This window comes from Streptomyces sp. NPDC017676 (assembly GCF_044329325.1).
Lineage (GTDB): Bacteria > Actinomycetota > Actinomycetes > Streptomycetales > Streptomycetaceae > Streptomyces.
On sequence record NZ_JBIRJA010000007.1, the window covers coordinates 405,362 to 426,719 of the forward strand.

Here is a 21,358-nt window from a genome sequence, read left to right on the forward strand (position 1 = left end):
CGGCAGGCGCGAGCGGCCGCCGCCCGCGCGGGGCGTCGGCGCGGCGGGCGTGACCCCGGGATGCGATCCTCCCTGCTGTGACGGAACCCACCCATGACGAGCCCCACGGCGGCACGCTCGGCGCCCGGCTGAACTGGCTCCGGGCGGCCGTGCTCGGTGCCAACGACGGCATCGTGTCCACCGCCGGACTGGTCGTCGGCGTGGCCGGCGCCACCGGGAGCCGCAGCGCCCTGCTCACCGCCGGACTGGCCGGCCTGCTCGCCGGCTCGATGTCCATGGCGGCCGGCGAGTACGTCTCCGTCTCCACCCAGCGCGACTCCGAGATGGCCGCACTGGCCGTGGAGAAACGGGAACTGCGCGAGCAGCCGGAGGCCGAACTGCGGGAGCTGACCGAGCTGCTGGAGCAGCGCGGCCTGTCCCGCGAGGTGGCCCGGGAGGCCGCCGGACAGCTCACCGCGCGGGACGCGCTGAGGGCCCACGCGCGCGTGGAGCTGGGCATCGACCCGGACGAGCTCACCAACCCCTGGCACGCGGCCTGGGCGAGCTTCCTGTCGTTCACCGTGGGCGCGCTGCTGCCCCTGCTGGCCATCGTCCTGCCCCCGGCCGGCTGGCGGCTCGGCGTCACCGTCGTCTCGGTCCTGGCCGCCCTGACCCTGACGGGCTGGAGCAGCGCCCGCCTCGGCGCGGCGGCCCCGAAGCGCGCGGTCCTGCGCAACGTGGCGGGCGGCGCCCTGGCGATGGCGGTGACGTACGTGGCGGGGAGCCTGCTGGGGGCGGCGGGGGCGTGACCGGGCGGGGGACCCCTGGCCGCGCGGACGGCGGCGGCCCCGGCGTACGGTGAAGTGGGCCCGGCACCCCGGGCCCCCGATGACCGCCCGACACCGCACGACCCGTACGACTCCGCATGACCCGCACGACCCGCACGACCCGCATGACCCGCACGACCCGTACGACTCCGCACGACCCGCAGGACCCGAACGACTCCGCACGACCCCGTGCCACTTCGCACGCCCTGTGCGAGGGCGCACGCCCCGGTACGACCCCGCACGAGAAGGATCCCCGCCATGCGCGCCACCACCATCCACGCCCCGTTCGAGCTGCGCGTGGAGGACGTGCCCGAGCCCGTGGTGCAGTTGCCCACCGACGCCGTGGTGCGGGTGCTGCGGGCCTGCATCTGCGGCAGCGACCTGTGGGCCTACCGGGGCGAGGCGGCCCGGCAGCCGGGGCAGCGCATCGGGCACGAGTTCCTCGGCGTCGTGGAGGAGACCGGCTCCGAGGTGAGCACCGTCCGGCGCGGTGACCTGGTGGTCGCGCCCTTCATGTGGTCCGACGGCGTCTGCTACTACTGCCGCGAGGGCCTGACGACGTCCTGCGAGCACGGCGGCTTCTGGGGTTCGGTCGGCTACGACGGTGGCCAGGGCGAGGCCGTCCGCGTGCCCTTCGCCGACGGCACCCTCGTCCGGCTTCCCCAGGACGCGGCCTCCGACGACCACCTGCTGTCGGCCCTGCTGACCCTCTCCGACGTCCTCGGCACCGGCCACCACGCCGCCCTCGGCGCGGGTGTCCGGCCCGGCGCCACGGTCGCCGTCGTCGGGGACGGCGCGGTCGGCCTGTGCGCCGTCCTGGCCGCCAAGCGGCTCGGCGCCGAGCGGATCATCGCGCTCGGCCGGCACGAGGTGCGCACCGACATCGCGCGCCGGTTCGGCGCCACCGACGTCGTCGCCGAGCGCGGGGACGCGGCCGTCGAGGCCGTCCGCGAGCTGACCCGCGGGCAGGGCGCCCACGCGGTCGTGGAGGCGGTCGGCACCGAGCAGTCCATGCGGACGGCCGTCAACATCACCCGCGATGGCGGCGCCATCGGCTTCGTCGGCGTGCCCCACGGCAGCGGCACCGGCCTGGACCTCGGCGTGATGTTCGACCGGAACATCGCCCTGCGCGGCGGTGTCGCGCCGGTCCGCGCCTACATCCCCGACCTGCTGCCGGACGTGCTCGACGGCACGATCGACCCCTCGCCGGTGTTCGACATGACCGTCGGCATCGAGGACGTGCCCGCCGGCTACAAGGCCATGGACGAACGCACCGCGCTCAAGGTGCTGGTGACCACCGGCTGAACCGGCGCGGGATCAGGGCTGACCCCATCCGGCGCCGGATCAACGCTGGACCGATTTCCGTCAACGATCGACACCGTCGACAGCTGGATCAACCCGTCACCGCCACTCCGCCCGGTCCGAACCCCACGGCACCGGAGGCCGCGCCCAGCCGGCGGGGCCGCCGGTGAAGGACACGGCCGGGCGGGCGTGCCGGAGGCGGCCCAGGGGACTGTCCGTCTCGGCCAGCCAGGCGTCCGGGCCCGGGTACGGCGCCCCCTCGGCCGCCGTGGACAGGGTGCCGTCGGTCAGCCAGTGGGCGGTCCGGGCCAGTGCCAGCCGGACCAGCCGGCTCCCGCCGTCGTGGGCCTGCTCGGTCAGCGCCCGCAGCACGGCCCCCGCCAGCAGATACCCGGTGCCTTGGTCCAGCGCCTGCGCGGGCAGCGCGCCGGGCCGCTGCGCCGAGCCCTGGGTGACCGCGATGCCGGTCGCCACCTGCACCAGGCTGTCGAAACCCCGCCGCCCGCCCCACGGTCCGTACGCGCCCCACGCCGACACCTGGGCCACGACCAGGCCGGGGCGCCGCTCGGCCAGCGCGCGGGGGGTGAGCCCGAACCGGTCGAGCGCGCCCGGCCGGTACCCGGTCACCACGACGTCGGCGGTGCGCAGCAGTTCCTCGAAGGTGTCCCGGCCGGCGGTCAGGTCGAGCGTGGCGGACCGCTTGCCGAAGCCCGTGTCGGCGTGCTGGTCCGGCAGTTCCGGCAGCCAAGGGGCGTCCACGCGCAGCACGTCCGCGCCGAGCAGGGCCAGGGTGCGGGTGGCGACCGGGCCCGCCAGCACCCGCGTCAGGTCCAGGACGCGCAGTCCGGCGGCGGGCAGCAGGGCGGCGGCGGCCGGGTCCAGTGGCGGCAGCACGCGCGCGGGTGCCGCGTCCAGCCGGGCCCGCTCGACCAGGGGCCGTGCGGCCACCTCGGCGGCCTGCGGATGCGCCCGCCACTCCTGCGGGGTGCGCAGGGCCACGGCGAGGCCACCGGCGCCGTGGACGGCTTCCTCGGCGTCCCGGGCGGAGCGCTCGGCGAGGCGGCCGGCGACCTCCTCGGCCGGGGCGTCCGCCGGCAGGCCCAGCGCGCCGAGCAGCCGGGCCCGGTGGTGCGGGTAGTTGGCGTGGGTGCGCACCCAGCCGTCGGCCGTGCGCCAGAAGCGCGACAGCGGTGCGAAGACGACCGGCGCACGGCCGTCCACCTGGAGGAGCCGCTCACTGTGGAAGGCGGTGGCGACCGCGCCGTCGTCGACCCGGACGCCGGGCACCTCGGCGCGTCCGGCCCGGTGGGCCGCCAGTTCCGCGGCGGCCAGCGCGCACGCGCCGACGCACGCACGGGCGAGCTGCCGTACGGGAAGGCGCGCCGGGAGCGCGCCTTCCCGTACGACGGTGGTGAGCCGTGCGAGAAGGGCGGGATCTCCGCCCAGAGCGGACCACGCGTACCTGATAGCAGTCATGACTGCACTATGCAGTATTGACTCAATCAACGTACTAAGGGTGTCGACGTGGTCCTCGACGGTGGGCCTACCGGGTCACCGCGGCCAGCGCGTCCGCCGTGCCCCAGCCGTAGAAGCCGTTGTGGTTCTTCGACCCCTCGCACACCGCGTCCACCTTGCCGTCACCGTTGATGTCGTACGGGTCCGTGCACGGGGTGGCGTTGGCCTCGGCGTACAGCAGCGCCTTCACGAGGGCCGCGGAGGCGTGCGGATGGGTTGACTTGATCAATGCGGCGACACCGGCGACATGCGGGGTCGCCATGGACGTACCGGCCATGTAGCCCCACTTGCCGCCCGGCAGCGGACCCAGGATGAGACCGCTGGTCGCCGGCGGCTCGGGCTTCTGGTAGGCGGTCGAGTCGCCGCCTGGCGCGGCGATGTCGACGACACCGAGGCCGTAGTTGGAGAAGGACGACTTCAGGCCCTTGGCACCCGTCGCCGCCACCGTCACGACACCCGGCAGCTGGGTCGGTATGTCGTAGCACTCGTGCGGGTCGATCACCCGGTCCGAGGGCGTGCCGTCGTTCGGGGAGACCGGGTCGGTGATCGAGTCGGACGCGAGGTCGTAACTCTCGTTGCCCGCCGCCGCGACGTTGACCGCGCCCTTGCGCTCCGCGTACCGCGAGGCCCGCGTGACGGCGTCCACGAGCGCCTTCTGGTCCGGGTCGGTGGTGCAGTTGAAGTACCACGGGTCGGTGTAATAGCTGTTGTTGGTCACGTCGACGTGGTGCTCGGCCGCCCACACGAAGCCGCAGACCACGGCCTCCGTGTAGAAGTAGCCGTCCGGGTTGGCGACCTTGATGCCGGCGACCTTGACGCCCGGAGCCACCCCGGTGACGCCTACGCCGTTCTTCGCGGCGGCGATCTCGCCCGCCACGTGCGTGCCGTGCGGGCTCTCCGACGCGCTCGGCCGCCAGGCGCCGTCCGTCGTGTCCGGCTTGCCCGACACGCAGTTGGCGGACGCGGCACGGTCGAAGTTCGGCGCGATGTCCGGGTGGGTGTCGTCGACGCCCGTGTCGATGACGGCGACCGTGACGTCCCGGCTGCCCAGCGTCTTCTCGTGCGCCTTGTCGGCCTTGATGGCGGGCAGGTCCCACTGGAGCGGTTCCAGCGGGTCCTGGCCGTCGGCCGCCGTCACCTGGGCGGCCTCCGCGGCGCTCAGTGTCTTCGGCGTGCCCATGTCGGTGGTGGACTGGGCGGGCAGCGGCGCGTTGCGCGTGGCACCGGCCGAGTCGACTCCGCGTACGGAGCGGATCCGCTGGGCGAAGCCGGGGTTCGCCGAGTGGGCGACGATCACGCCGATCCGGTCGTACGCGACCACCACCGAGCCCCCGGCCTCGGCGATCGCCTGCTGGACACGCGCCGACACGGCGTGTCCCGGGCGGACGTTGACGACATAGCTGAGCGTGGGCCCGTCGGCGGAGGCCGCCGGGGTGCCGGTGGCGGCGGACGCGTTGACGTTGGGCAGGAACGCGAGGGCCGTGGCCAGGGCCATCCCGGCGGGGAGGGCGAGGGCGCGGCGGTAGCGCGGCTTGGGCGCTGTCATGGGTGTTCTCTCCAGTTCGGTCGCGGTACGAGCGCGTCGTGCGGGAAGTGCGGTGGAGCGCCGTCGGACGACGGCGGCGTGCGGGGTGCCCGGCCGGCTACTGGACCGCGCGCAGCGCGTTGACGACACCGAAGCCGTAGAAGCCGTTGACCCGCCTGCCGCCGGCGCAGGTCGCGTCCACGACCCCGTCGCCGTCACCGTCGTACGGTCCGGCCGGGCAGCCCGGGTTGTCCGCCTGGGCCTTCAGCAGCGCCTGCAACTGGGCCGGAGTGGCGTGCGGGTGGGCCGACTTCAGCAGCGCGGCCACCGCGGCCACGTGCGGGGAGGCCATCGAGGTGCCCTGGAGGAAGCCGTACTGGTTGTTCGGCATGGTGGACAGGATGCGGCCGTTCTTCGACGGCGTGTCCGGGATCTGGTACTTGTCGCCGCCCGGCCCCGCCACGTCGACCACGCCCTGGCCGTAGCTGGAGTAGTACGACTTGGTGCCCTTCACGCCCACCGCGCTCACGGTCACCACACCGGGCAGCTGGGTCGGTACGTCGAAGCACTCGTGCGGGTCGATCGTGCGGGTCTGGGCCGTGGAGTCGTCGGGGCTGGAGTCGTCCACGAGGGCGTCGGCGTCCAGATCGTCGTTGGAGTTGCCCGCCGAGGCGACGTTGAGCGTGCCCTTGCGCTGGGCGTAGAGCTGGGCCCTGTTGACCGCGTCAACGATGGCACGTTGATCGGGGTCGTCCATGCAGTTGTACAGCCACGGATCAACGTAGTAGCTGTTGTTGGTGATCTCGATGCCGTGGTCCGCGGCGAACACGAACGCGCAGACCACGCTCTCCGGGTAGAACAGCGACGTCTCGTCCGGCTGCGCCACCGTGATGCTCGCGACCTTCACGCCCGGCGCCACACCGGCCACGCCGATGCCGTTGCGGGCGGCGGCTATCTCACCGGCCACATGGGTGCCGTGGTAGTGGTCGGCGTCCGCCGGCCGCCACGCGCCGTACGTCGTGTCCGCCTTGCCGCTCACACAGTTCGCCGACTGGGACGCGGAGAAGTTCGGGGCTATGTCCGGGTGGGTGTCGTCCACACCCGTGTCGATGACCCCGACCGTGACGTTCCTGCTGCCCGGGTTCACCTTCGCGGCACGGTCGGCGCCGATCGCCCGCAGGTCCCACTGGTCCGCCTCCAGCGGCTCCTCGCCCGCCGTCGCGCTCGCCGCGAGCCGCGCCTGCTCCGCCCGGGACAGCACCTGCGCCGCGCCCTCGTCCGTCGTCCCGGCCGCGCTCAGCGGCGCGGTCCGGGTGGCACCCGCGGAGTCGACCCCGCGCACGGCCCGCATCCGCGCGGCGAAGTCCGGGTTCGCGGAGTGGACGACGACGACACCGATCCGGTCGTAACCGGCCACCACCGTGCCGCCGTTGCGCGCTATCTCCCGCCGTACCGACGCGATCGTGCGGTCGTCCGTACGGGTGTTGACCACGTAGGCGAGGTTCGGAGCGTCCGCCGCCCGCGCCACCGTGCCCGCGGCGGGTGCCGCCGAGGCCACCGACGGCAGGAAGCCGAGCGAGGCGGTCAGCGACAGCACGACGGGCACGGCGAGCGCGAGCCGGCGTCTGGAACGCAGATGAGCCATGGGATCTCCACATCATCCGGATACGAAACCGCCCGGACACGGTCGTGTTCGGGCAGGTACATGGCGGGTGGTGCAGGCCGAAGCTATCTGCCGCGCCCGATCTCCGAAAGAGCCCGGCGGACTTGAACCGGCCCGCGCGGGGCGCCGTGACCGTGGACGGGGGGCCCGTCGAAGCAGGCGCTCCCCACGCCGGGATCACACACCGGAGTCACATGGCGACTACCGGTAACGTAAGCCCGGTTCTGTGAAGCCAGACAGCGCATGTCCGTCACGCGAGGAGAGCCCGTGGCCACCGAGACACCGCCACCCGCGAAACACCCAGCTTCCCTTCCCTCCACCGAGGAGTTCACCGAGGTGCAGCAGAGCGCGGAGTTCGGTGAACTGCGCCGCGCCCACCGCTCCTTCGCCTTCCCGCTGACCATCGCCTTCATCGCCTGGTACCTGCTGTACGTCCTGCTGTCCAACTACGCGGGCGACTTCATGGGCACCAAGGTCGTCGGCAACATCAACGTGGCCCTCGTCCTGGGCCTCGCCCAGTTCCTCACCACGTTCCTCATCGCCTGGTGGTACGCGCGGCACGCCGCGGCCAAGCTCGACCCGAAGGCCGAGGCCATCAAGTCCCGGATGGAGGGCGGAGCATGAGCGCCGCGCAGCACACCCTGTCGGCCACCGGCCGGGCCTCGCACACTCTGCTCGCCGCCGGCGAGGCGAGCGAGCACCGGACGCTGATCATCACCCTGTTCGCGGTGTTCGTCGCCGCGACCCTCGTCATCACCGTCTGGGCCGGCCGGCAGACCAAGGACGCCGCCGACTTCTACGCCGGCGGACGGCAGTTCACCGGCTTCCAGAACGGCCTCGCCGTCTCCGGCGACTACATGTCCGCCGCGTCCTTCCTCGGCATCGCCGGCGCCATCGCCCTGTTCGGCTACGACGGCTTCCTGTACTCCATCGGCTTCCTCGTCGCCTGGCTCGTCGCCCTGCTCCTGGTCGCCGAGCCGCTGCGCAACTCCGGCCGCTACACCATGGGCGACGTGCTGGCCTACCGGATGCGCCAGCGCCCCGTCCGCACGGCCGCCGGCGCCTCCACGATCGTCGTGTCGATCTTCTACCTGCTGGCCCAGATGGCCGGTGCGGGCGTCCTCGTCTCGCTCCTGCTGGGCATCACCAGCGACGGTGGCAAGATCGGCATCGTCGCCCTGGTCGGCGTGCTGATGATCGTGTACGTGACCATCGGCGGCATGAAGGGCACCACCTGGGTCCAGATGGTCAAAGCGGTCCTGCTGATCATCGGCGCCCTGCTGCTGACCTTCCTCGTCCTGCTGAAGTTCGACTTCAACATCTCCGACCTGCTCGGCAAGGCCGCCGACAACAGCGGCAAGGGCAGCGCCTTCCTGGAGCCCGGCCTGAAGTACGGCGCCACCGGCACCACCAAGCTGGACTTCCTCTCGCTCGGCATCGCCCTGGTCCTGGGCACCGCCGGCCTGCCGCACATCCTGATCCGCTTCTACACGGTCCCCACCGCCAAGGCCGCCCGCAAGTCCGTCATCTGGGCGATCGGCCTGATCGGCGCCTTCTACCTGATGACCCTCGCCCTCGGCTTCGGCGCCGCCGCACTGATCAAACCGGACGAGATCATCGCTTCCAACAAGGCGGGCAACACGGCGGCACCGCTCCTGGCCCTGCACCTGGGCGGCGTCGACTCCAACTGGGGAGCCATCCTGCTCGCCACCATCTCCGCCGTCGCCTTCGCCACGATCCTCGCGGTCGTCGCCGGCCTGACCCTGGCCTCGTCGTCCTCGTTCGCGCACGACATCTACGCGAACGTCATCAAGAAGGGCCAGGCCACCGAGAAGCAGGAGATCGGCGCGGCCCGCTGGGCGACCGTCGGCATCGGCGCGGTCTCCATCGTGCTCGGCGCCCTGGCCCGCGACCTGAACGTGGCCGGCCTGGTCGCCCTCGCCTTCGCGGTCGCCGCCTCCGCCAACCTGCCGACCATCCTCTACAGCCTGTTCTGGAAGCGGTTCACCACCACGGGCGCCCTGTGGTCCATCTACGGCGGCCTGGTCACCGCGGTCGGCCTGGTGCTGTTCTCCCCGGTGGTCTCCGGCAAGCCGACCTCGATGTTCCCCGACGTCGACTTCCACTGGTTCCCGCTGGAGAACCCCGGGATCATCTCCATCCCGGTCGGCTTCCTGCTCGGCGTCGTGGGCACCCTGCTGTCGAAGGAGACCCCGGACGCGGACAAGTACGCGGAACTGGAGGTGCGGTCCCTGACCGGCACCGGAGCGCACTGACGGAAATCCCACGGAGAGTACGTACGGACGACCGCGCCGTCACGGACTGTACGGTCCTACGACGCGGTCGTGCCGTACCTCGTGGGATCGTGCGCTGTCGATGTCAGCGGCGTCACGTAGGCTCGCAGGTGACGGACGACGCACGCGCGACCGAAAATGAGTGACCGGGAGAGGGAGGGGGCCCACGTGCTCATCGACACCTACGGCCGGGTGGCCACCGATCTGAGGGTCTCGCTGACAGACCGGTGCAATCTGCGCTGCACCTACTGCATGCCCGAGGAGGGCCTGCAGTGGCTGGCCAAGCCCGATCTGCTCACGGACGACGAGATCGTCCGCCTGATCGACATCGCGGTCCGCACGCTCGGCATCGAGGAGGTCCGCTTCACCGGCGGTGAGCCCCTGCTGCGCCCGGGCCTGGTCGGCATCGTCGAGCGCGTCGCCGCGCTGGAGCCGCGCCCCCAGATGTCCCTCACCACCAACGGCATCGGCCTCAGGCGCACCGCGACCGCGCTGAAGGCGGCGGGCCTGGACCGGGTCAACGTCTCCCTGGACACCCTGCGCCCGGACGTCTTCAAGACCCTCACCCGCCGTGACCGCCACAAGGACGTGCTGGAGGGCCTGGCCGCCGCCCGCGAAGCCGGTCTGAACCCCGTCAAGGTCAACTCGGTCCTGATGCCGGGGCTGAACGACGACGAGGCCCCGGACCTGCTCGCCTGGGCGGTGGAGCACGACTACGAACTGCGCTTCATCGAGCAGATGCCCTTGGACGCCCAGCACGGCTGGAAGCGCGAGGGCATGGTCACCGCCGGGGACATCCTGGCCTCCCTGCGCACCCGCTTCGACCTCAGCCCCGAGGGCGCGGACGAGCGCGGCTCGGCACCGGCGGAGCGCTGGCTGGTGGACGGCGGCCCGCACCGGGTCGGTGTGATCGCCTCGGTCACCCGGCCGTTCTGCGCGGCCTGCGACCGTACCCGCCTGACCGCCGACGGCCAGATACGCACCTGCCTGTTCGCCACCGAGGAGACCGACCTGCGCGCGGCCCTGCGCTCGGGCGCCCCCGACGAGGAGATCGCCCGCATCTGGAAGCTCGCCATGTGGGGCAAGAAGGCGGGAGCGGGCCTGGACGACCCGTCGTTCGTCCAGCCGGACCGCCCCATGTCCGCGATCGGCGGCTGAGGGCCCGTCCCACCGTTCGCGCGGCAGACGCGAAGGGTCAGCCCTGGGGCCCCTCGGCCGCCCGCCACTCGTCGAACGCCACCACGTCCTTCAGGAAGCCCCGCACCCCGAGGAACTGCGACAGATGCTGGCGGTGCTCCTCACAGGCCAGCCATGTCTTGCGCCGCTCCGGCGTGTGGACCTTCGGGTTGTTCCACGCCAGCACCCACACGGCGGCGGCACGGCAGCCCTTGGCGGAGCAGATCGGGGTCTCGTCACTCACGGGTTCGTCTCGGGTTCGTCTCATGGGCTCAAACAAGGCGACGCCGGGCAGCCACGGGGGGAGCTGCCCGGCGTCGGTCCATCGCTCCGACGGGGGATGCGGAGCGCGTACGCAGTATGTCACGGGTACCCCGCCGCCCGGCACCGGAACAACAGGATTGATCTGAGCTTTTCTTGAGCTTGGCGCGGGGTCGCATTCCGTTTCCCACGCCTTCGTCGTGCTCAGACCGGGTCGGCGCGCTCACCCCGCGCTCCGGGCCCCGGATTCGTCGGCGCGTCCTCGGCTGCGGATTCCCGCACGGACTCCCACGCGGAATCCGCCCGTCCGTCCTCGGTCCCCGACGGCGCGATCATCGGCCGCATCGGCGCGGTGACGAACGTGGACGGCAGGGACGGCGGCTTCTCCCGGCCCGCGTTGGCGATCACCACCGCGATGTAGGGCAGCACCGCACCGAGCACGAGCGCGACGATCGCGACGTACCGTTCGACGTTCCACAGTGAGACCGCCAGGATCACCGACACGGTACGGATCCCCATGGAGATCACATACCGCCGCTGCCGGCCCCGGACATCCTCGGCGAGTCCGGTCCGGGCGCCGGTGATCCGGAACACCTGGACGCTCCCGCCGTGCTGTTTCCGCATCACATTCCACCATCCGCCCGCATCGGACTCTCCCCGGCCCGCACCTCGTCCACCTCCGGCGGGGAACCGGCCGGGACACCTCCCACGGTACGCCGCGCCCGCGCCGCCTTCGAGACCGGGTCGCCCCCGGCCTGCGACGACACCGGGGGCCCCGCCGCGTACGGGGGAACCCGACGTGCGCCGTACGGCGGACCGAACCACACTGGCCGTAATGCTCACGTCGAGCCGTACGAGGAGGCAGCCATGGGCTGGTTGTGGGCGATCATCGTGGGATTCGTACTGGGTCTCATCGCCAAGGCGATCATCCCCGGCAAGCAGCACAGCCCCCTGTGGCTGACCACCATCTGCGGCATGCTCGGCGCCATCGTGGGCAACGCGGTCGCCCGCGCCGTCGGCGTGGCGGCGACCCGGGGCATCGACTGGAGCCGGCACATCTTCCAGCTCGTGGCCGCCATCATCATCGTCGCGGCCGTGGACGCCCTCTACATGGCGACGCTGGGCAAGCGCAAGCAGCAGCGGGCCTGAGCCCGAGAACGCCCTGAGGGCGGCGGGCCCGAAGGGGCGCGGGGAACTGCGCGACCAGCCACACCGCGGCCGCAGTCGCGGGCATCCCCACGCCCCCTACGATCCTCAGGCGCCCGTGACCTCCACGGCGGCCAGGTTCTTCTTCCCGCGCCGCAGCACCAGCCACCGCCCGTGAATCAGATCCTCCGCCGACGGCACCGCGTCCTCGGCCGTGACCTTGACGTTGTTCACGTAGGCCCCGCCCTCCTTCACGGTCCGCCGCGCGGCGGACTTGCTGGCGACCAGACCGACCTCGGCGAACAGGTCGGTCACCGGAGCCAGCTCGGTGACCTGGACGTTCGGCACCTCGGACAGCGCCGCCGCCAGCGTCCGCTCGTCCAGCTCCGCAAGCTCGCCCTGCCCGAACAGGGCGCGGGAGGCCGCGATCACCGCGGCCGTCTGCCCGGCGCCGTGCACCAGCGTCGTCAGCTCCTCGGCGAGCGCCCGCTGCGCCGCCCGGGCCTGCGGACGCTCCTGCGTCTGCCGCTCCAGCTCCTCGATCTCCTCACGGGACCGGAAGCTGAAGATGCGCAGGAACTTGGAGACGTCCCGGTCGTCCGCGTTGACCCAGAACTGGTAGAACGCGTACGGCGTGGTCATCTCGGGGTCGAGCCACACCGTGCCGGACTCGGTCTTGCCGAACTTGGTGCCGTCCGCCTTGGTGATCAGCGGGGTGCCCAGCGCGTGCACCACGGCCTCCGGCTCGACCCGGTGGATCAGGTCCGTGCCCGAGGTGAGGTTGCCCCACTGGTCGCTGCCGCCGGTCTGCAGCGTGCAGCCATGCCGCCGGTACAGCTCCAGGAAGTCCATGCCCTGGAGGATCTGGTAGCTGAACTCGGTGTAGCTGATGCCCGCGTCGGAGTTGAGCCGGCGGGAGACGGCCTCCTTGGCGATCATCTTGTTGACCCGGAAGTACTTGCCGATGTCCCGCAGGAACTCGATGGCCGACAGGCCCTGGGTCCAGTCCAGGTTGTTGACCATCACCGCGGCGTTCGGCCCGTCGAAGTGGAGCAGCGGCTCGATCTGCGCGCGCAGCCGCTCCACCCAGCCGGCCACGACCTCCGGCGCGTTCAGCGTGCGCTCGGCCGTGGGCTTCGGGTCGCCGATGAGACCCGTGGCACCGCCGACCAGCGCCAGCGGACGGTTGCCCGCCTCCTGGATGCGGCGCATCGTCAGGATCTGCACGAGGTTGCCGAGGTGCAGGCTGGGCGCGGTCGGGTCGAAGCCGCAATAGAACGTGACGGGGCCGTCCGCGAACGCCTTGCGCAGTGCGTCCTCGTCCGTGGAGAGGGCGATGAGCCCCCGCCACTTCAGCTCGTCGACGATGTCCGTCACGGTTCTCGTGTCTCCTTGGTGATCTTCGGGCGGCCGGGTGACACCCGACCACGAACGCCTACGAGGTTATACGCCCTGACTGACAGAGCTCATGTTGAAATCGGGGATGCGCAGCGCGGGCATCGCGGCCCGCGTGAACCAGTCGCTCCACTCGCGCGGCAGCGTCTTCTCCGTCCGCCCGGCCTCGGTGGCCCGGCCGAGCAGGTTCACCGGCGACTCGTTGAACCGGAAGTTGTTCACCTGCCCGGTCACCTCGCCGTTCTCCACGAGGTAGACGCCGTCCCGGGTCAGGCCCGTCAGCAGCAGCGTGGCCGGGTCGACCTCGCGGATGTACCACAGGCAGGTCAGCAGCAGCCCGCGCTCGGTGTCCGCGACCATCTCCTCCAGCGAACGGTCGTCACCGCCGTCCAGGACCAGGTTGCCGAGCACCGGGGCGACCGGCAGCCCGGTCAGGCCCGCGCTGTGCCGGGTGGTGGTCAGGTGCTTCAGTACGCCCTCGGAGATCCAGTCGGTGGCGTGGGTCGGCAGCCCGTTGTCGAACACCGACTGGTCGCCGCCGGAGGAGTGCGCGACCACGAAGGGCGGGCACTCCAGACCGGGCTCGTTCGGGTCGCTGCGCAGGGTTAGCGGCAGCTCGCTCAGCTTCTCGCCGACCCGCGTGCCCCCACCGGGCTTGGAGAACACCGTCCGGCCCTCGGCCGCGTCCCGGCCCGACGCCGACCACAGCTGGTAGATCAGCAGGTCCGCCACGGCGGTCGGCGGCAGCAGCGTCTCGTAGCGGCCCGCGGGCAGCTCCACGCGCCGCTCCGCCCAGCCGAGCCGTACGGCCAGTTCGGCGTCCATCGCGCCCGGGTCGACGTCCTTGAAGTCCCGTGTGGACCGGCCGGCCCACGCCGAGCGCGCACGGTCCGGGGACTTGGCGTTCAGCTCCAGCGTGCCGGTGGGCTGGTCGTGCCGTAGGCGCAGCCCGGTGGACGTCCCGAGGTACGTCGAGACCAGCTCGTGGTTGGCGAAGCCGTACAGTTCCCTGCCGCCGGCACGCGCGCGTGCGAAAGCCTCGCCCAGCGCCGGCGCGAAGTCGGCGAACACGGCGGAGGAGGTCTCGGCGGGCGCGTCCGTGAAGTCCGGGGACTCCGGCACTCCGCCGACCAGCGGCTGCGCGTCCTCGGCGGCCCCGGCACCGCGCGCGGCGGCCTCCGCGGCCCGCACCAGCGGCTCCAGCTCCTCGGCGGTGACCGCGGACCGGGACACCACACCGGAGGCGGTGCCCTGCGCGCCGTCCACGGTCGCGATCACGGTGAGGGTACGGCCCCGCGTCACCCCGTTGGTGGTGAGCGCGTTGCCCGCCCAGCGCAGGTTGGCGGTGGAGTGCTCGTCGGCGATGACGACACAGCCGTCGGCCCGGGACAGCGCCAGCGCCTGCTCGACGACCTCGTGCGGCTTGTGGGTACGGGCGCTCATCGGCCGGCCTCCTGCGTGGTGTTCAGAATGTTGACGCCCTTGAAGAGGGCGGACGGGCACCCGTGGGACACGGCCGCCACCTGGCCCGGCTGGGCCTTGCCGCAGTTGAAGGCACCGCCCAGGACATAGGTCTGCGGCCCGCCCACGGCGGCCATCGAGCCCCAGAACTCCGTGGTCGTGGCCTGGTAGGCGACGTCCTTCAGCTGCCCGGTGATCCGCCCGTTCTCGATCCTGAAGAAGCGCTGGCCGGTGAACTGGAAGTTGTAGCGCTGCATGTCGATCGACCAGGACCGGTCGCCGACGACGTAGATGCCCCGGTCGACACCGCCGATCAGGTCCTCGGTGGACAGCCCGGCCGGGTCCGGCTGGAGGGACACGTTGGCCATGCGCTGCACCGGCACATGCGCCGGCGAGTCGGCGAACGCGCACCCGTTGGACCGCTCGAACCCGGTCAGCCGCGCGATCCGCCGGTCGAGCTGGTAGCCCACCAGCGTGCCGTCCTTCACCAGGTCCCAGGACTGCGCCGCCACGCCCTCGTCGTCATAGCCGATGGTCGCGAGGCCGTGCTCGGCGGTGCGGTCGCCGGTGACGTTCATCAGCTCGGAGCCGTACTTCAGCTTGCCGAGCTGGTCGAAGGTGGCGAAGGAGGTGCCGGCGTAGGCGGCCTCGTAGCCGAGGGCGCGGTCCAGCTCGGTGGCGTGTCCGATGGACTCGTGGATGGTCAGCCACAGGTTGGAGGGGTCGACCACCAGGTCGTACAGGCCCGGCTCCACGCTCGGCGCCCGCATCTTCTCGGCGAGCAGCTCCGGGATCCGCTCCAGTTCGCCGTCCCAGTCCCAGCCGGTCCCGGTCAGGTACTCCCAGCCGCGCCCCACCGGCGGCGCGATGGTGCGCATGGAGTCGAACTCCCCGCTCGACTCGTCCACCGACACGGCCGTGAGCTGCGGATTCAGCCGCACCCGCTGCTGGGTGGTCACGGTCCCGGCGGTGTCGGCGTAGAACTTGTTCTCGTGCACGGTGAGCAGCGAGGCGTCCACATGGTCGACGCCCGGCGCGGCCAGCAGCCGCGCGCTCCACTCCGCGAGCAGCGCCGACTTCTCCTCGTCCGGCACCGAGAACGGGTCGATCTCGTACGACGAGATCCACGTCCTGTCGGCGTGCACCGGCTCGTCGGCCAGCTCCACCCGCTCCTCGGACCCGGCCGCCTTGATCACCTGCGCGGACAGCTTGGCCATGGCCACCGCCTGCGAGGCGACCCTGGCGGCGGCGTCCATGGTCAGATCCACCCCGGAGGCGAAGCCCCACGTACCGCCGTGCACCACCCGGACCGCGTACCCGAGGTCGGTGGTGTCCGACGAACCGGAGGGCTTGGCGTCCCGCAGCCGCCAGGACGCGCTGCGCACCCGCTCGAACCGGAAGTCCGCGTGCTCGGCTCCCAGCGCACGCGCGCGTGCGAGCGCGGCGTCGGCGAGGGCCCGTAGGGGAAGCGCCGTGAAGGCTTCGTCGATGGAATGAGGCACGGAGGTCTCCCTGCTGTCGTGGCCTGTCGGCTCCGATCATGTCGCGGGACCGGCCCGGCGGACCACACCTTTCGGTTCCGGAACGACGCGTTCTGTAGGGATCCGACAGCGACACCCCCGCGCCACTGTCGGTGCCCGCTTGCCCGTGCGCGTGCCGGTACCGATAGGTTTTCGATGAAGCCGCCTGTCATCCAGGTGTTCGGGCGGATGTGTGCAACCGCTATCGAAAGGGTGATCCGTTGAGCCGCTCGGTTCTCGTCACCGGAGGCAACCGGGGCATCGGCCTCGCCATCGCCCGCGCATTCGCCGACGCCGGCGACAAGGTCGCGATCACGTACCGCTCGGGTGAGCCGCCGGCCGCCCTGACGGAATTGGGCTGCCTTGCAGTCAAGTGCGACATCACCGACCCCGAGCAGGTGGAGCAGGCCTACAAGGAGATCGAGGACCAGCACGGTCCGGTCGAGGTCCTGATCGCCAACGCCGGCGTCACCAAGGACCAGCTCCTGATGCGCATGTCCGAGGAGGACTTCACCTCGGTCATCGACACCAACCTCACGGGCACCTTCCGTGTCGTCAAGCGCGCCAACCGCGGGATGCTGCGTGCCAAGAAGGGCCGCGTCGTCCTGATCTCGTCCGTGGTCGGCCTGCTCGGCTCGGCGGGCCAGGCGAACTACGCCGCGTCCAAGGCCGCCCTGGTCGGCTTCGCGCGTTCCCTCGCCCGGGAGCTGGGCTCGCGCAACATCACCTTCAACGTCGTCGCGCCCGGCTTCGTCGACACCGACATGACCAAGGTGCTCTCCGACGAGCAGCGCCAGAACATCGTCTCTCAGGTGCCGCTCGGCCGTTACGCGCAGCCCGAGGAGATCGCCGCGACCGTGCGGTTCCTCGCCTCGGACGACGCCTCGTACATCACTGGAGCCGTCATCCCGGTTGACGGCGGACTGGGAATGGGTCACTGATCACCATGAGCGGAATCCTCGACGGCAAGCGCATCCTGATCACGGGTGTGCTGACGGAGTCCTCCATCGCCTTCCACGCTGCCAAGCTGGCCCAGGAGCAGGGCGCCGAGATCATCCTGACCGCGTTCCCGCGGCCCACCCTGACCGAGCGCATCGCCAAGAAGCTGCCGAAGCCCACCAAGGTCATCGAGCTGGACGTCACCAACGACGAGCACCTCGCCCGCCTGGCCGACGTGGTCGGCGAGGAGCTGGGCGGCCTCGACGGCGTCGTCCACTCCATCGGCTTCGCCCCGCAGGACGCGCTCGGCGGCAACTTCCTGAACACGCCGTTCGAATCGGTCGCCACAGCCATGCACGTCTCGGCGTACTCCCTGAAGTCGCTCACGATGGCCTGCCTGCCGCTGATGCAGAACGGCGGCTCGGTCGTCGGCCTGACCTTCGACGCGCAGTTCGCCTGGCCGCAGTACGACTGGATGGGCCCGGCCAAGGCCGCCCTGGAGGCGACCAGCCGCTACATCGCCCGCGACCTGGGCAAGCAGAACATCCGCTGCAACCTCATCTCGGCGGGCCCGCTCGGCTCCATGGCCGCCAAGTCCATCCCGGGCTTCGGCGAGCTGGCCTCCGTCTGGGACAGCCGCTCCCCGCTGGAGTGGGACCTGAAGGACCCGGAGCCGGCCGGCCGCGGCATCGTCGCCCTGCTGAGCGACTGGTTCCCGAAGACCACCGGCGAGATCATCCACGTCGACGGCGGTCTGCACGCCATCGGCGCCTGATCGTCGCGGGACCGCACCGACGCCCCGTTCCTCGCTTCCGGCGGGGACGGGGCGTCGCTCGTTCGACGCCCGGTGACCGGCTCCGCCGCCTACGCCTCCGTCACCGGCTCCGAACTCCACGTCTCCTCAGCGAACTCGCCGAACTGGTGAACATCGGCACGCTGTTCGCCTTGGTCGTCGTCGAGTCCTGGGCCGGGCATCACTCGTTCGACCACGGCGTCGTCCGTTGGGCAATTGGCGTCACCCGTTCGGCGAGGGGCGTCACCCGTTCGGCTCACCGGCCGGGCCGCCGCCGCGCGGACGGCGCACGCTGGATCACGCCTTCCCTCGCACGTCCCCGCGCCGCCCGGCCGAGGAGGTCCCCTTGTGCGCCTGTCCCGCAGCCTGGCCCCGGTGACCGTGGCCCTCGCCCTCGTCCTGTCCCTGCCGTACGACGCGCTGCCGCACGCGCGCGTGAGCGACGGCAAGCCGCCCGCGCCGAGCCGGTTCGGCGCCTCGTGCCGCACGGCCGTCCGGGGCTCCCACGTGGTGACGTACTGCCACAACCCCTATGTCGACACCGATCGTGTGCGGCTGCACATCGAGTGCGACCGCTGGTGGGACATCGACACCGACAGCGCCCCGGTGGACGCCGGGGCCGCGATCACCGTACGGCTGTCCGGCCGGTGCTGGAAGGAGGTCCGCTCGGTGTGGATCAGCCACCAGAAGGTGCGGTGAACCGCCCCGGGTTGCACAGGAACGGATAGCTCGCGGCCTCCGTCGCCGCCGCCTCGGCGTCCCCCGCGCGGATCGCGTCCACCAGGCGCGTGTGGTCCATGTACGTCTCCGGGGTCAGCCCCGCCTCGACGTCCGCGCGCAGCCAGTCCCGCAGCACCTCGCCGAGGTCGGCGTACATCGCGGTCATCACGTCGTTGTGGGACGCGGCCACCACGGCCAGGTGGAAGGTCGCGTCGGCCGTCACGAAGGCCTCCGTGTCGCCGCTCTCCCAGACCTCCTCGCGCCGGGCCAGCAGCGCGTCCAGCTGCTTGAGGTCCTTCTCGGTGCGCCGCTCGGCGGCCAGCTTCGCCGCCGCCGACTCCAGCGTGGACCGCAGCTCGGCGATGTGCCGCGGGTCGGCGCCGGCGAAACGGCGGTGCATCACCCCGGCCAGCTCGCTCGTCGCCACCACATACGTGCCCGAGCCCTGGCGGATGTCCAGCAGACCGTTGTGGGCGAGCGCGCGGACGGCCTCCCGGACCGTGTTGCGGGCGACACCGAGCTGCTCGACCAGTTCGGGCTCCGTCGGGATGCGCGACCCGACCGGCCACTCGCCCGCGGTGATCTGATTGCGCAGTTCGGCGATGACCTGCTCGGACAGCGCCGAACGGCGGGGGTGGCTCAAAGGCATGGCACACCTTCGCACGAGGAGCCGGGGCGCGCGGTCCACGGGTACCGCGAGGTTGGACAACCAATCATCCCATGATTCTATGATGTGTCTCATGGCTAGTGAGGAAACCCGGACAGTGGAGACCCGTACGGCGATGAAGTCGACCGAACGCGGTACGCCCGCGACGCGCGCGCAGGAGACGATGCCCGGCGCGGGCGGCACGCGCGCGTGGGCGGTCCGGCTGGTCGTCGTCGGCATCGTGCTCTCCGCGCTGAACCTCCGCCCGGCCATCACCAGCCTCGGCGCCCTCCTGGAGGAGGTCCGCGACGGGCTCGGCATGAGCGGCGGCGTGGCCGGACTGCTCACCTCCGTGCCCCCGCTGTGCTTCGCCGTGTTCGGCGTCACCGCACCCCGCCTGGCCCGCCGCTTCGGACCGGCCGCCGTGGTGTGCGCCGGCATGGTCGCCATCACCGCCGGTCTGCTCATACGGCCGTACGTCGGCAGCACCGCCGGATTCCTGGCCGCCAGCGCGCTCGCTCTCATGGGCATCGCTGTCAGCAACGTCCTGATGCCGGTCATCGTCAAGCGCTGGTTCCCCGACCGGGTCGGCTCCATGACCGGCCTGTACTCGATGGCCCTCGCCCTCGGCACCTCCGTCGCCGCCGCCGTGACCGTGCCGCTGACCGACGCCCTGGGCGGCGGCTGGCAGTCCGGCCTCGCCGTGTGGGCGGCCCTCGCCGCCGCCGCCGTCCTGCCCTGGCTGCCGCTCGTCCGCGACCGGGGCACGGCCGCCCAGAGGCCGGAGCCCGCGCGTGGGACGGAGCGGCAGCACGCCCCCCTGCGCATCACCCGCAGCCGCACCGCCTGGGCGCTCGCCGTCTTCTTCGGCCTCCAGGCCACCGCCGCCTACATCACCATGGGCTGGATGCCGCAGATCTTCCGGGACGCCGGCGTGCCCGCGGGCACCGCGGGCGTGCTGCTCGCCGTCACCATGGTGATGGGCGTCCCGCTCGCCTTCGTCATCCCGAGGGTCGCCACCCGGCTGTCCCACCAGGGCCCCATCGTGCTGGTCCTGGGCGCCTGCGGCCTCGCCGGATACGCCGGGCTGTACCTCGCCCCGGCCGCCGGCGCCTGGGCCTGGGCCCTGCTGCTCGGTGTCTCCAACTGCGCCTTCCCGCTCGCGCTGACCATGGTCGGCATGCGGGCCCACAGCGGTCCGGGCGTGGCCCAGCTGTCCGCGTTCGCCCAGAGCACCGGCTATCTGATCTCCATCCCCGGGCCCCTGCTGGTCGGCGTGCTCTACCAGCACAGCGGCGGCTGGGGAGTGCCGCTCGCCCTCATGGCGGCCCTCATGGTGCCGCAGATGGTGGTGGGCTTCCTGGCGGGCCGCGACCGGACGGTGGAGGACGAGGCGGCGCGCTGACCCGGCCGGGTGCCCCCGGCGCCGTGATGCGGGGGAGGAGGTGCGAGACTGGGCGCATGCAGCCTGTGCTCGACCCGAACCCGCAGAACGGCCAGAAGAAGATGCTGCTCGTCTTCGGCTCGTTCCTCGCCATCTTCGTGATCATCGCCATCGTGGCGACCCTGGCGTCTCCGTGACCGCAGCGCCTGGGGCGCTGCCGGTTCCGCCTGAGGCGCTTCCGGCCTTGTCTGAGGCGCTTCCGGCCTTGTCTGAGGCGCAGCCGGCTCCACCGGTCCGCTGGTTCGCCCGACCCGCCGGACTCACCCGATCCGCCCGTTTCACCCGGTCTTCCCTGTTCTCCGGGCCCTCCCGGTCCTCCGGGGCTGCCGGGCGGATGGTGGGGCTGGCCCCACCATCCCCTAGGGGGCAAGGGTCAGGGTCAACTGGGTGGAACTCCGGATGGGTTGGCGGCCCCGGCTTCCGTACCTTCGAGAAGTGACCGCACCGGGCGGTCACGGACCAGCTTGAGGACTCACGGAGGCGACCATGGCGGCCCGCACCCCCTCCCGGCCCCACCCGGCGACCACGGGCGGCGCCGACATCAGGCTGCCCTGGTGGGCGCTCGCCCTGCCCGCGCTCGCGTTCCTCGTGCTGCTCGCGCTGATACTGAACCCGTCGGACGCCCACGCGGCGACCGGCGAACCGGCGATCGCCCGGCTCCTGGAGCGCGCCCAGCAACTCCTCGCGCGCTGAGGACAGGCCCCCTCACGCGGTGAATCCGCATGTCAACTCCCTGAGCCGGGCGGCCTGTT

General features: G+C 71.9%; 21 protein-coding genes. 12 read left to right on the plus strand and 9 right to left on the minus strand.

The window, feature by feature from the left end:
* Nucleotides 1-77 precede the first annotated feature (77 nt).
* Together ACH4LD_RS18125 and ACH4LD_RS18130 are read left to right on the plus strand one after the other, a co-directional pair.
* On the plus strand, nt 78-788 hold the full coding sequence (locus tag ACH4LD_RS18125; protein ID WP_398057040.1) for a VIT family protein: 711 nt from the start codon (nt 78-80) through the stop codon (nt 786-788).
* 276 nt (nt 789-1,064) lie between these two features.
* On the plus strand, nt 1,065-2,111 hold the full coding sequence (locus tag ACH4LD_RS18130) for a zinc-dependent alcohol dehydrogenase family protein (protein WP_398057041.1): 1,047 nt from the start codon (nt 1,065-1,067) through the stop codon (nt 2,109-2,111).
* Nucleotides 2,112-2,207: 96 nt separating this feature from the next.
* On the opposite strand, the gene ACH4LD_RS18135 is transcribed toward ACH4LD_RS18130, so the two are convergent.
* From ACH4LD_RS18135 to ACH4LD_RS18145, 3 genes are all read right to left on the minus strand, one after another.
* Nucleotides 2,208-3,584 (minus strand): CoA transferase, encoded by a 1,377-nt coding sequence (locus ACH4LD_RS18135; RefSeq protein WP_398057042.1) that lies wholly within the window; start codon nt 3,582-3,584, stop codon nt 2,208-2,210.
* A 67-nt stretch (nt 3,585-3,651) separates the two neighbouring features.
* The gene (locus tag ACH4LD_RS18140; protein ID WP_398057043.1) at nt 3,652-5,169 is read right to left on the minus strand and encodes a S8 family peptidase; all 1,518 of its coding nucleotides are present in this window, start codon (nt 5,167-5,169) and stop codon (nt 3,652-3,654) included.
* Between the two features lie 97 nt (nt 5,170-5,266).
* Nucleotides 5,267-6,793 carry a S8 family peptidase gene (locus ACH4LD_RS18145; RefSeq protein WP_398057044.1) on the minus strand — a complete coding sequence of 509 codons (1,527 nt, stop codon included), beginning with the start codon at nt 6,791-6,793 and terminating at the stop codon, nt 5,267-5,269.
* A gap of 285 nt (nt 6,794-7,078) precedes the next feature.
* Between ACH4LD_RS18145 and ACH4LD_RS18150 the strand changes: the two genes are divergently transcribed.
* From ACH4LD_RS18150 to moaA, 3 genes are all read left to right on the plus strand, one after another.
* Nucleotides 7,079-7,435 carry a DUF485 domain-containing protein gene (locus ACH4LD_RS18150; protein WP_030642644.1) on the plus strand — a complete coding sequence of 119 codons (357 nt, stop codon included), beginning with the start codon at nt 7,079-7,081 and terminating at the stop codon, nt 7,433-7,435.
* Complete coding sequence (locus ACH4LD_RS18155; protein ID WP_398057045.1) at nt 7,432-9,087, plus strand: cation acetate symporter; 1,656 nt, start codon at nt 7,432-7,434, stop codon at nt 9,085-9,087. The genes ACH4LD_RS18150 and ACH4LD_RS18155 overlap by 4 nt, the downstream gene beginning before the upstream one ends.
* Nucleotides 9,088-9,273: 186 nt before the next feature.
* Nucleotides 9,274-10,263, plus strand: a complete 990-nt coding sequence (gene moaA / locus ACH4LD_RS18160) for a GTP 3',8-cyclase MoaA (protein ID WP_398057046.1) — start codon at nt 9,274-9,276, stop codon at nt 10,261-10,263.
* A 37-nt stretch (nt 10,264-10,300) separates the two neighbouring features.
* On the opposite strand, the gene ACH4LD_RS18165 is transcribed toward moaA, so the two are convergent.
* The gene (locus tag ACH4LD_RS18165; protein WP_398057047.1) at nt 10,301-10,525 is read right to left on the minus strand and encodes a hypothetical protein; all 225 of its coding nucleotides are present in this window, start codon (nt 10,523-10,525) and stop codon (nt 10,301-10,303) included.
* 221 nt (nt 10,526-10,746) lie between these two features.
* Nucleotides 10,747-11,166, minus strand: coding sequence for a DUF3099 domain-containing protein (locus ACH4LD_RS18170; protein WP_398057048.1), 420 nt, complete (start codon nt 11,164-11,166; stop codon nt 10,747-10,749).
* 243 nt (nt 11,167-11,409) lie between these two features.
* On the opposite strand from ACH4LD_RS18170, the gene ACH4LD_RS18175 reads away from it, so the two are divergent.
* Nucleotides 11,410-11,691, plus strand: a complete 282-nt coding sequence (locus ACH4LD_RS18175) for a GlsB/YeaQ/YmgE family stress response membrane protein (RefSeq protein WP_132784124.1) — start codon at nt 11,410-11,412, stop codon at nt 11,689-11,691.
* Nucleotides 11,692-11,796: 105 nt separating this feature from the next.
* Here the strand turns inward: ACH4LD_RS18175 and tyrS are convergent, their stop codons facing one another.
* The 3 genes from tyrS to ACH4LD_RS18190 all read right to left on the minus strand — a co-directional run bounded on the left by tyrS (nt 11,797) and on the right by ACH4LD_RS18190 (nt 16,046).
* On the minus strand, nt 11,797-13,065 hold the full coding sequence (gene tyrS / locus ACH4LD_RS18180) for a tyrosine--tRNA ligase (RefSeq protein ID WP_132784125.1): 1,269 nt from the start codon (nt 13,063-13,065) through the stop codon (nt 11,797-11,799).
* A gap of 66 nt (nt 13,066-13,131) precedes the next feature.
* On the minus strand, nt 13,132-14,526 hold the full coding sequence (locus tag ACH4LD_RS18185) for a TldD/PmbA family protein (RefSeq protein ID WP_132784126.1): 1,395 nt from the start codon (nt 14,524-14,526) through the stop codon (nt 13,132-13,134).
* Entirely contained in the window at nt 14,523-16,046 is a 1,524-nt protein-coding gene (locus ACH4LD_RS18190) for a TldD/PmbA family protein (protein ID WP_132784127.1), read from the minus strand. The genes ACH4LD_RS18185 and ACH4LD_RS18190 overlap by 4 nt, the downstream gene beginning before the upstream one ends.
* A 239-nt stretch (nt 16,047-16,285) precedes the next feature.
* On the opposite strand from ACH4LD_RS18190, the gene fabG reads away from it, so the two are divergent.
* From fabG to ACH4LD_RS18205, 3 genes are all read left to right on the plus strand, one after another.
* A complete protein-coding gene (gene fabG / locus ACH4LD_RS18195) occupies nt 16,286-17,005 on the plus strand; it encodes a 3-oxoacyl-[acyl-carrier-protein] reductase (protein ID WP_398057049.1) in 720 nt (239 codons plus the stop codon).
* Between the two features lie 5 nt (nt 17,006-17,010).
* Nucleotides 17,011-17,778: an enoyl-ACP reductase FabI gene (fabI, locus tag ACH4LD_RS18200; protein ID WP_030642662.1), complete on the plus strand. Its 768-nt coding sequence runs from the start codon at nt 17,011-17,013 to the stop codon at nt 17,776-17,778.
* 366 nt (nt 17,779-18,144) lie between these two features.
* Nucleotides 18,145-18,495 carry a hypothetical protein gene (locus tag ACH4LD_RS18205; protein ID WP_398057050.1) on the plus strand — a complete coding sequence of 117 codons (351 nt, stop codon included), beginning with the start codon at nt 18,145-18,147 and terminating at the stop codon, nt 18,493-18,495.
* On the opposite strand, the gene ACH4LD_RS18210 is transcribed toward ACH4LD_RS18205, so the two are convergent.
* Complete coding sequence (locus ACH4LD_RS18210; protein ID WP_398057051.1) at nt 18,473-19,165, minus strand: FadR/GntR family transcriptional regulator; 693 nt, start codon at nt 19,163-19,165, stop codon at nt 18,473-18,475. The genes ACH4LD_RS18205 and ACH4LD_RS18210 overlap by 23 nt on opposite strands.
* Nucleotides 19,166-19,256: 91 nt before the next feature.
* Between ACH4LD_RS18210 and ACH4LD_RS18215 the strand changes: the two genes are divergently transcribed.
* The 3 genes from ACH4LD_RS18215 (at nt 19,257) to ACH4LD_RS18225 (ending at nt 21,299) form a co-directional block, all read left to right on the plus strand.
* A complete protein-coding gene (locus tag ACH4LD_RS18215; protein WP_398057052.1) occupies nt 19,257-20,567 on the plus strand; it encodes a CynX/NimT family MFS transporter in 1,311 nt (436 codons plus the stop codon).
* 56 nt (nt 20,568-20,623) lie between these two features.
* Nucleotides 20,624-20,743, plus strand: a complete 120-nt coding sequence (locus ACH4LD_RS18220; protein ID WP_106971956.1) for an SGM_5486 family transporter-associated protein — start codon at nt 20,624-20,626, stop codon at nt 20,741-20,743.
* A 349-nt stretch (nt 20,744-21,092) separates the two neighbouring features.
* The gene (locus ACH4LD_RS18225) at nt 21,093-21,299 is read left to right on the plus strand and encodes a hypothetical protein (protein WP_132784130.1); all 207 of its coding nucleotides are present in this window, start codon (nt 21,093-21,095) and stop codon (nt 21,297-21,299) included.
* Nucleotides 21,300-21,358 lie beyond the last annotated feature (59 nt).

What these genes read in the sequence shown, in the direction of transcription:
- ACH4LD_RS18140 (WP_398057043.1), bottom strand. Translation starts at nt 5,169, where the DNA reads ATGACAGCGCCCAAGCCGCGCTACCGCCGCGCCCTCGCCCTCCCCGCC.
- ACH4LD_RS18130 (WP_398057041.1), top strand. Translation starts at nt 1,065, where the DNA reads ATGCGCGCCACCACCATCCACGCCCCGTTCGAGCTGCGCGTGGAGGAC.
- ACH4LD_RS18225 (WP_132784130.1), top strand. Translation starts at nt 21,093, where the DNA reads ATGGCGGCCCGCACCCCCTCCCGGCCCCACCCGGCGACCACGGGCGGC.
- ACH4LD_RS18175 (WP_132784124.1), top strand. Translation starts at nt 11,410, where the DNA reads ATGGGCTGGTTGTGGGCGATCATCGTGGGATTCGTACTGGGTCTCATC.
- fabI (WP_030642662.1), top strand. Translation starts at nt 17,011, where the DNA reads ATGAGCGGAATCCTCGACGGCAAGCGCATCCTGATCACGGGTGTGCTG.
- ACH4LD_RS18135 (WP_398057042.1), bottom strand. Translation starts at nt 3,584, where the DNA reads ATGACTGCTATCAGGTACGCGTGGTCCGCTCTGGGCGGAGATCCCGCC.
- ACH4LD_RS18220 (WP_106971956.1), top strand. Translation starts at nt 20,624, where the DNA reads ATGCAGCCTGTGCTCGACCCGAACCCGCAGAACGGCCAGAAGAAGATG.
- ACH4LD_RS18185 (WP_132784126.1), bottom strand. Translation starts at nt 14,526, where the DNA reads ATGAGCGCCCGTACCCACAAGCCGCACGAGGTCGTCGAGCAGGCGCTG.
- ACH4LD_RS18210 (WP_398057051.1), bottom strand. Translation starts at nt 19,165, where the DNA reads ATGCCTTTGAGCCACCCCCGCCGTTCGGCGCTGTCCGAGCAGGTCATC.
- ACH4LD_RS18145 (WP_398057044.1), bottom strand. Translation starts at nt 6,793, where the DNA reads ATGGCTCATCTGCGTTCCAGACGCCGGCTCGCGCTCGCCGTGCCCGTC.
- ACH4LD_RS18170 (WP_398057048.1), bottom strand. Translation starts at nt 11,166, where the DNA reads ATGCGGAAACAGCACGGCGGGAGCGTCCAGGTGTTCCGGATCACCGGC.
- ACH4LD_RS18155 (WP_398057045.1), top strand. Translation starts at nt 7,432, where the DNA reads ATGAGCGCCGCGCAGCACACCCTGTCGGCCACCGGCCGGGCCTCGCAC.
- ACH4LD_RS18215 (WP_398057052.1), top strand. Translation starts at nt 19,257, where the DNA reads ATGGCTAGTGAGGAAACCCGGACAGTGGAGACCCGTACGGCGATGAAG.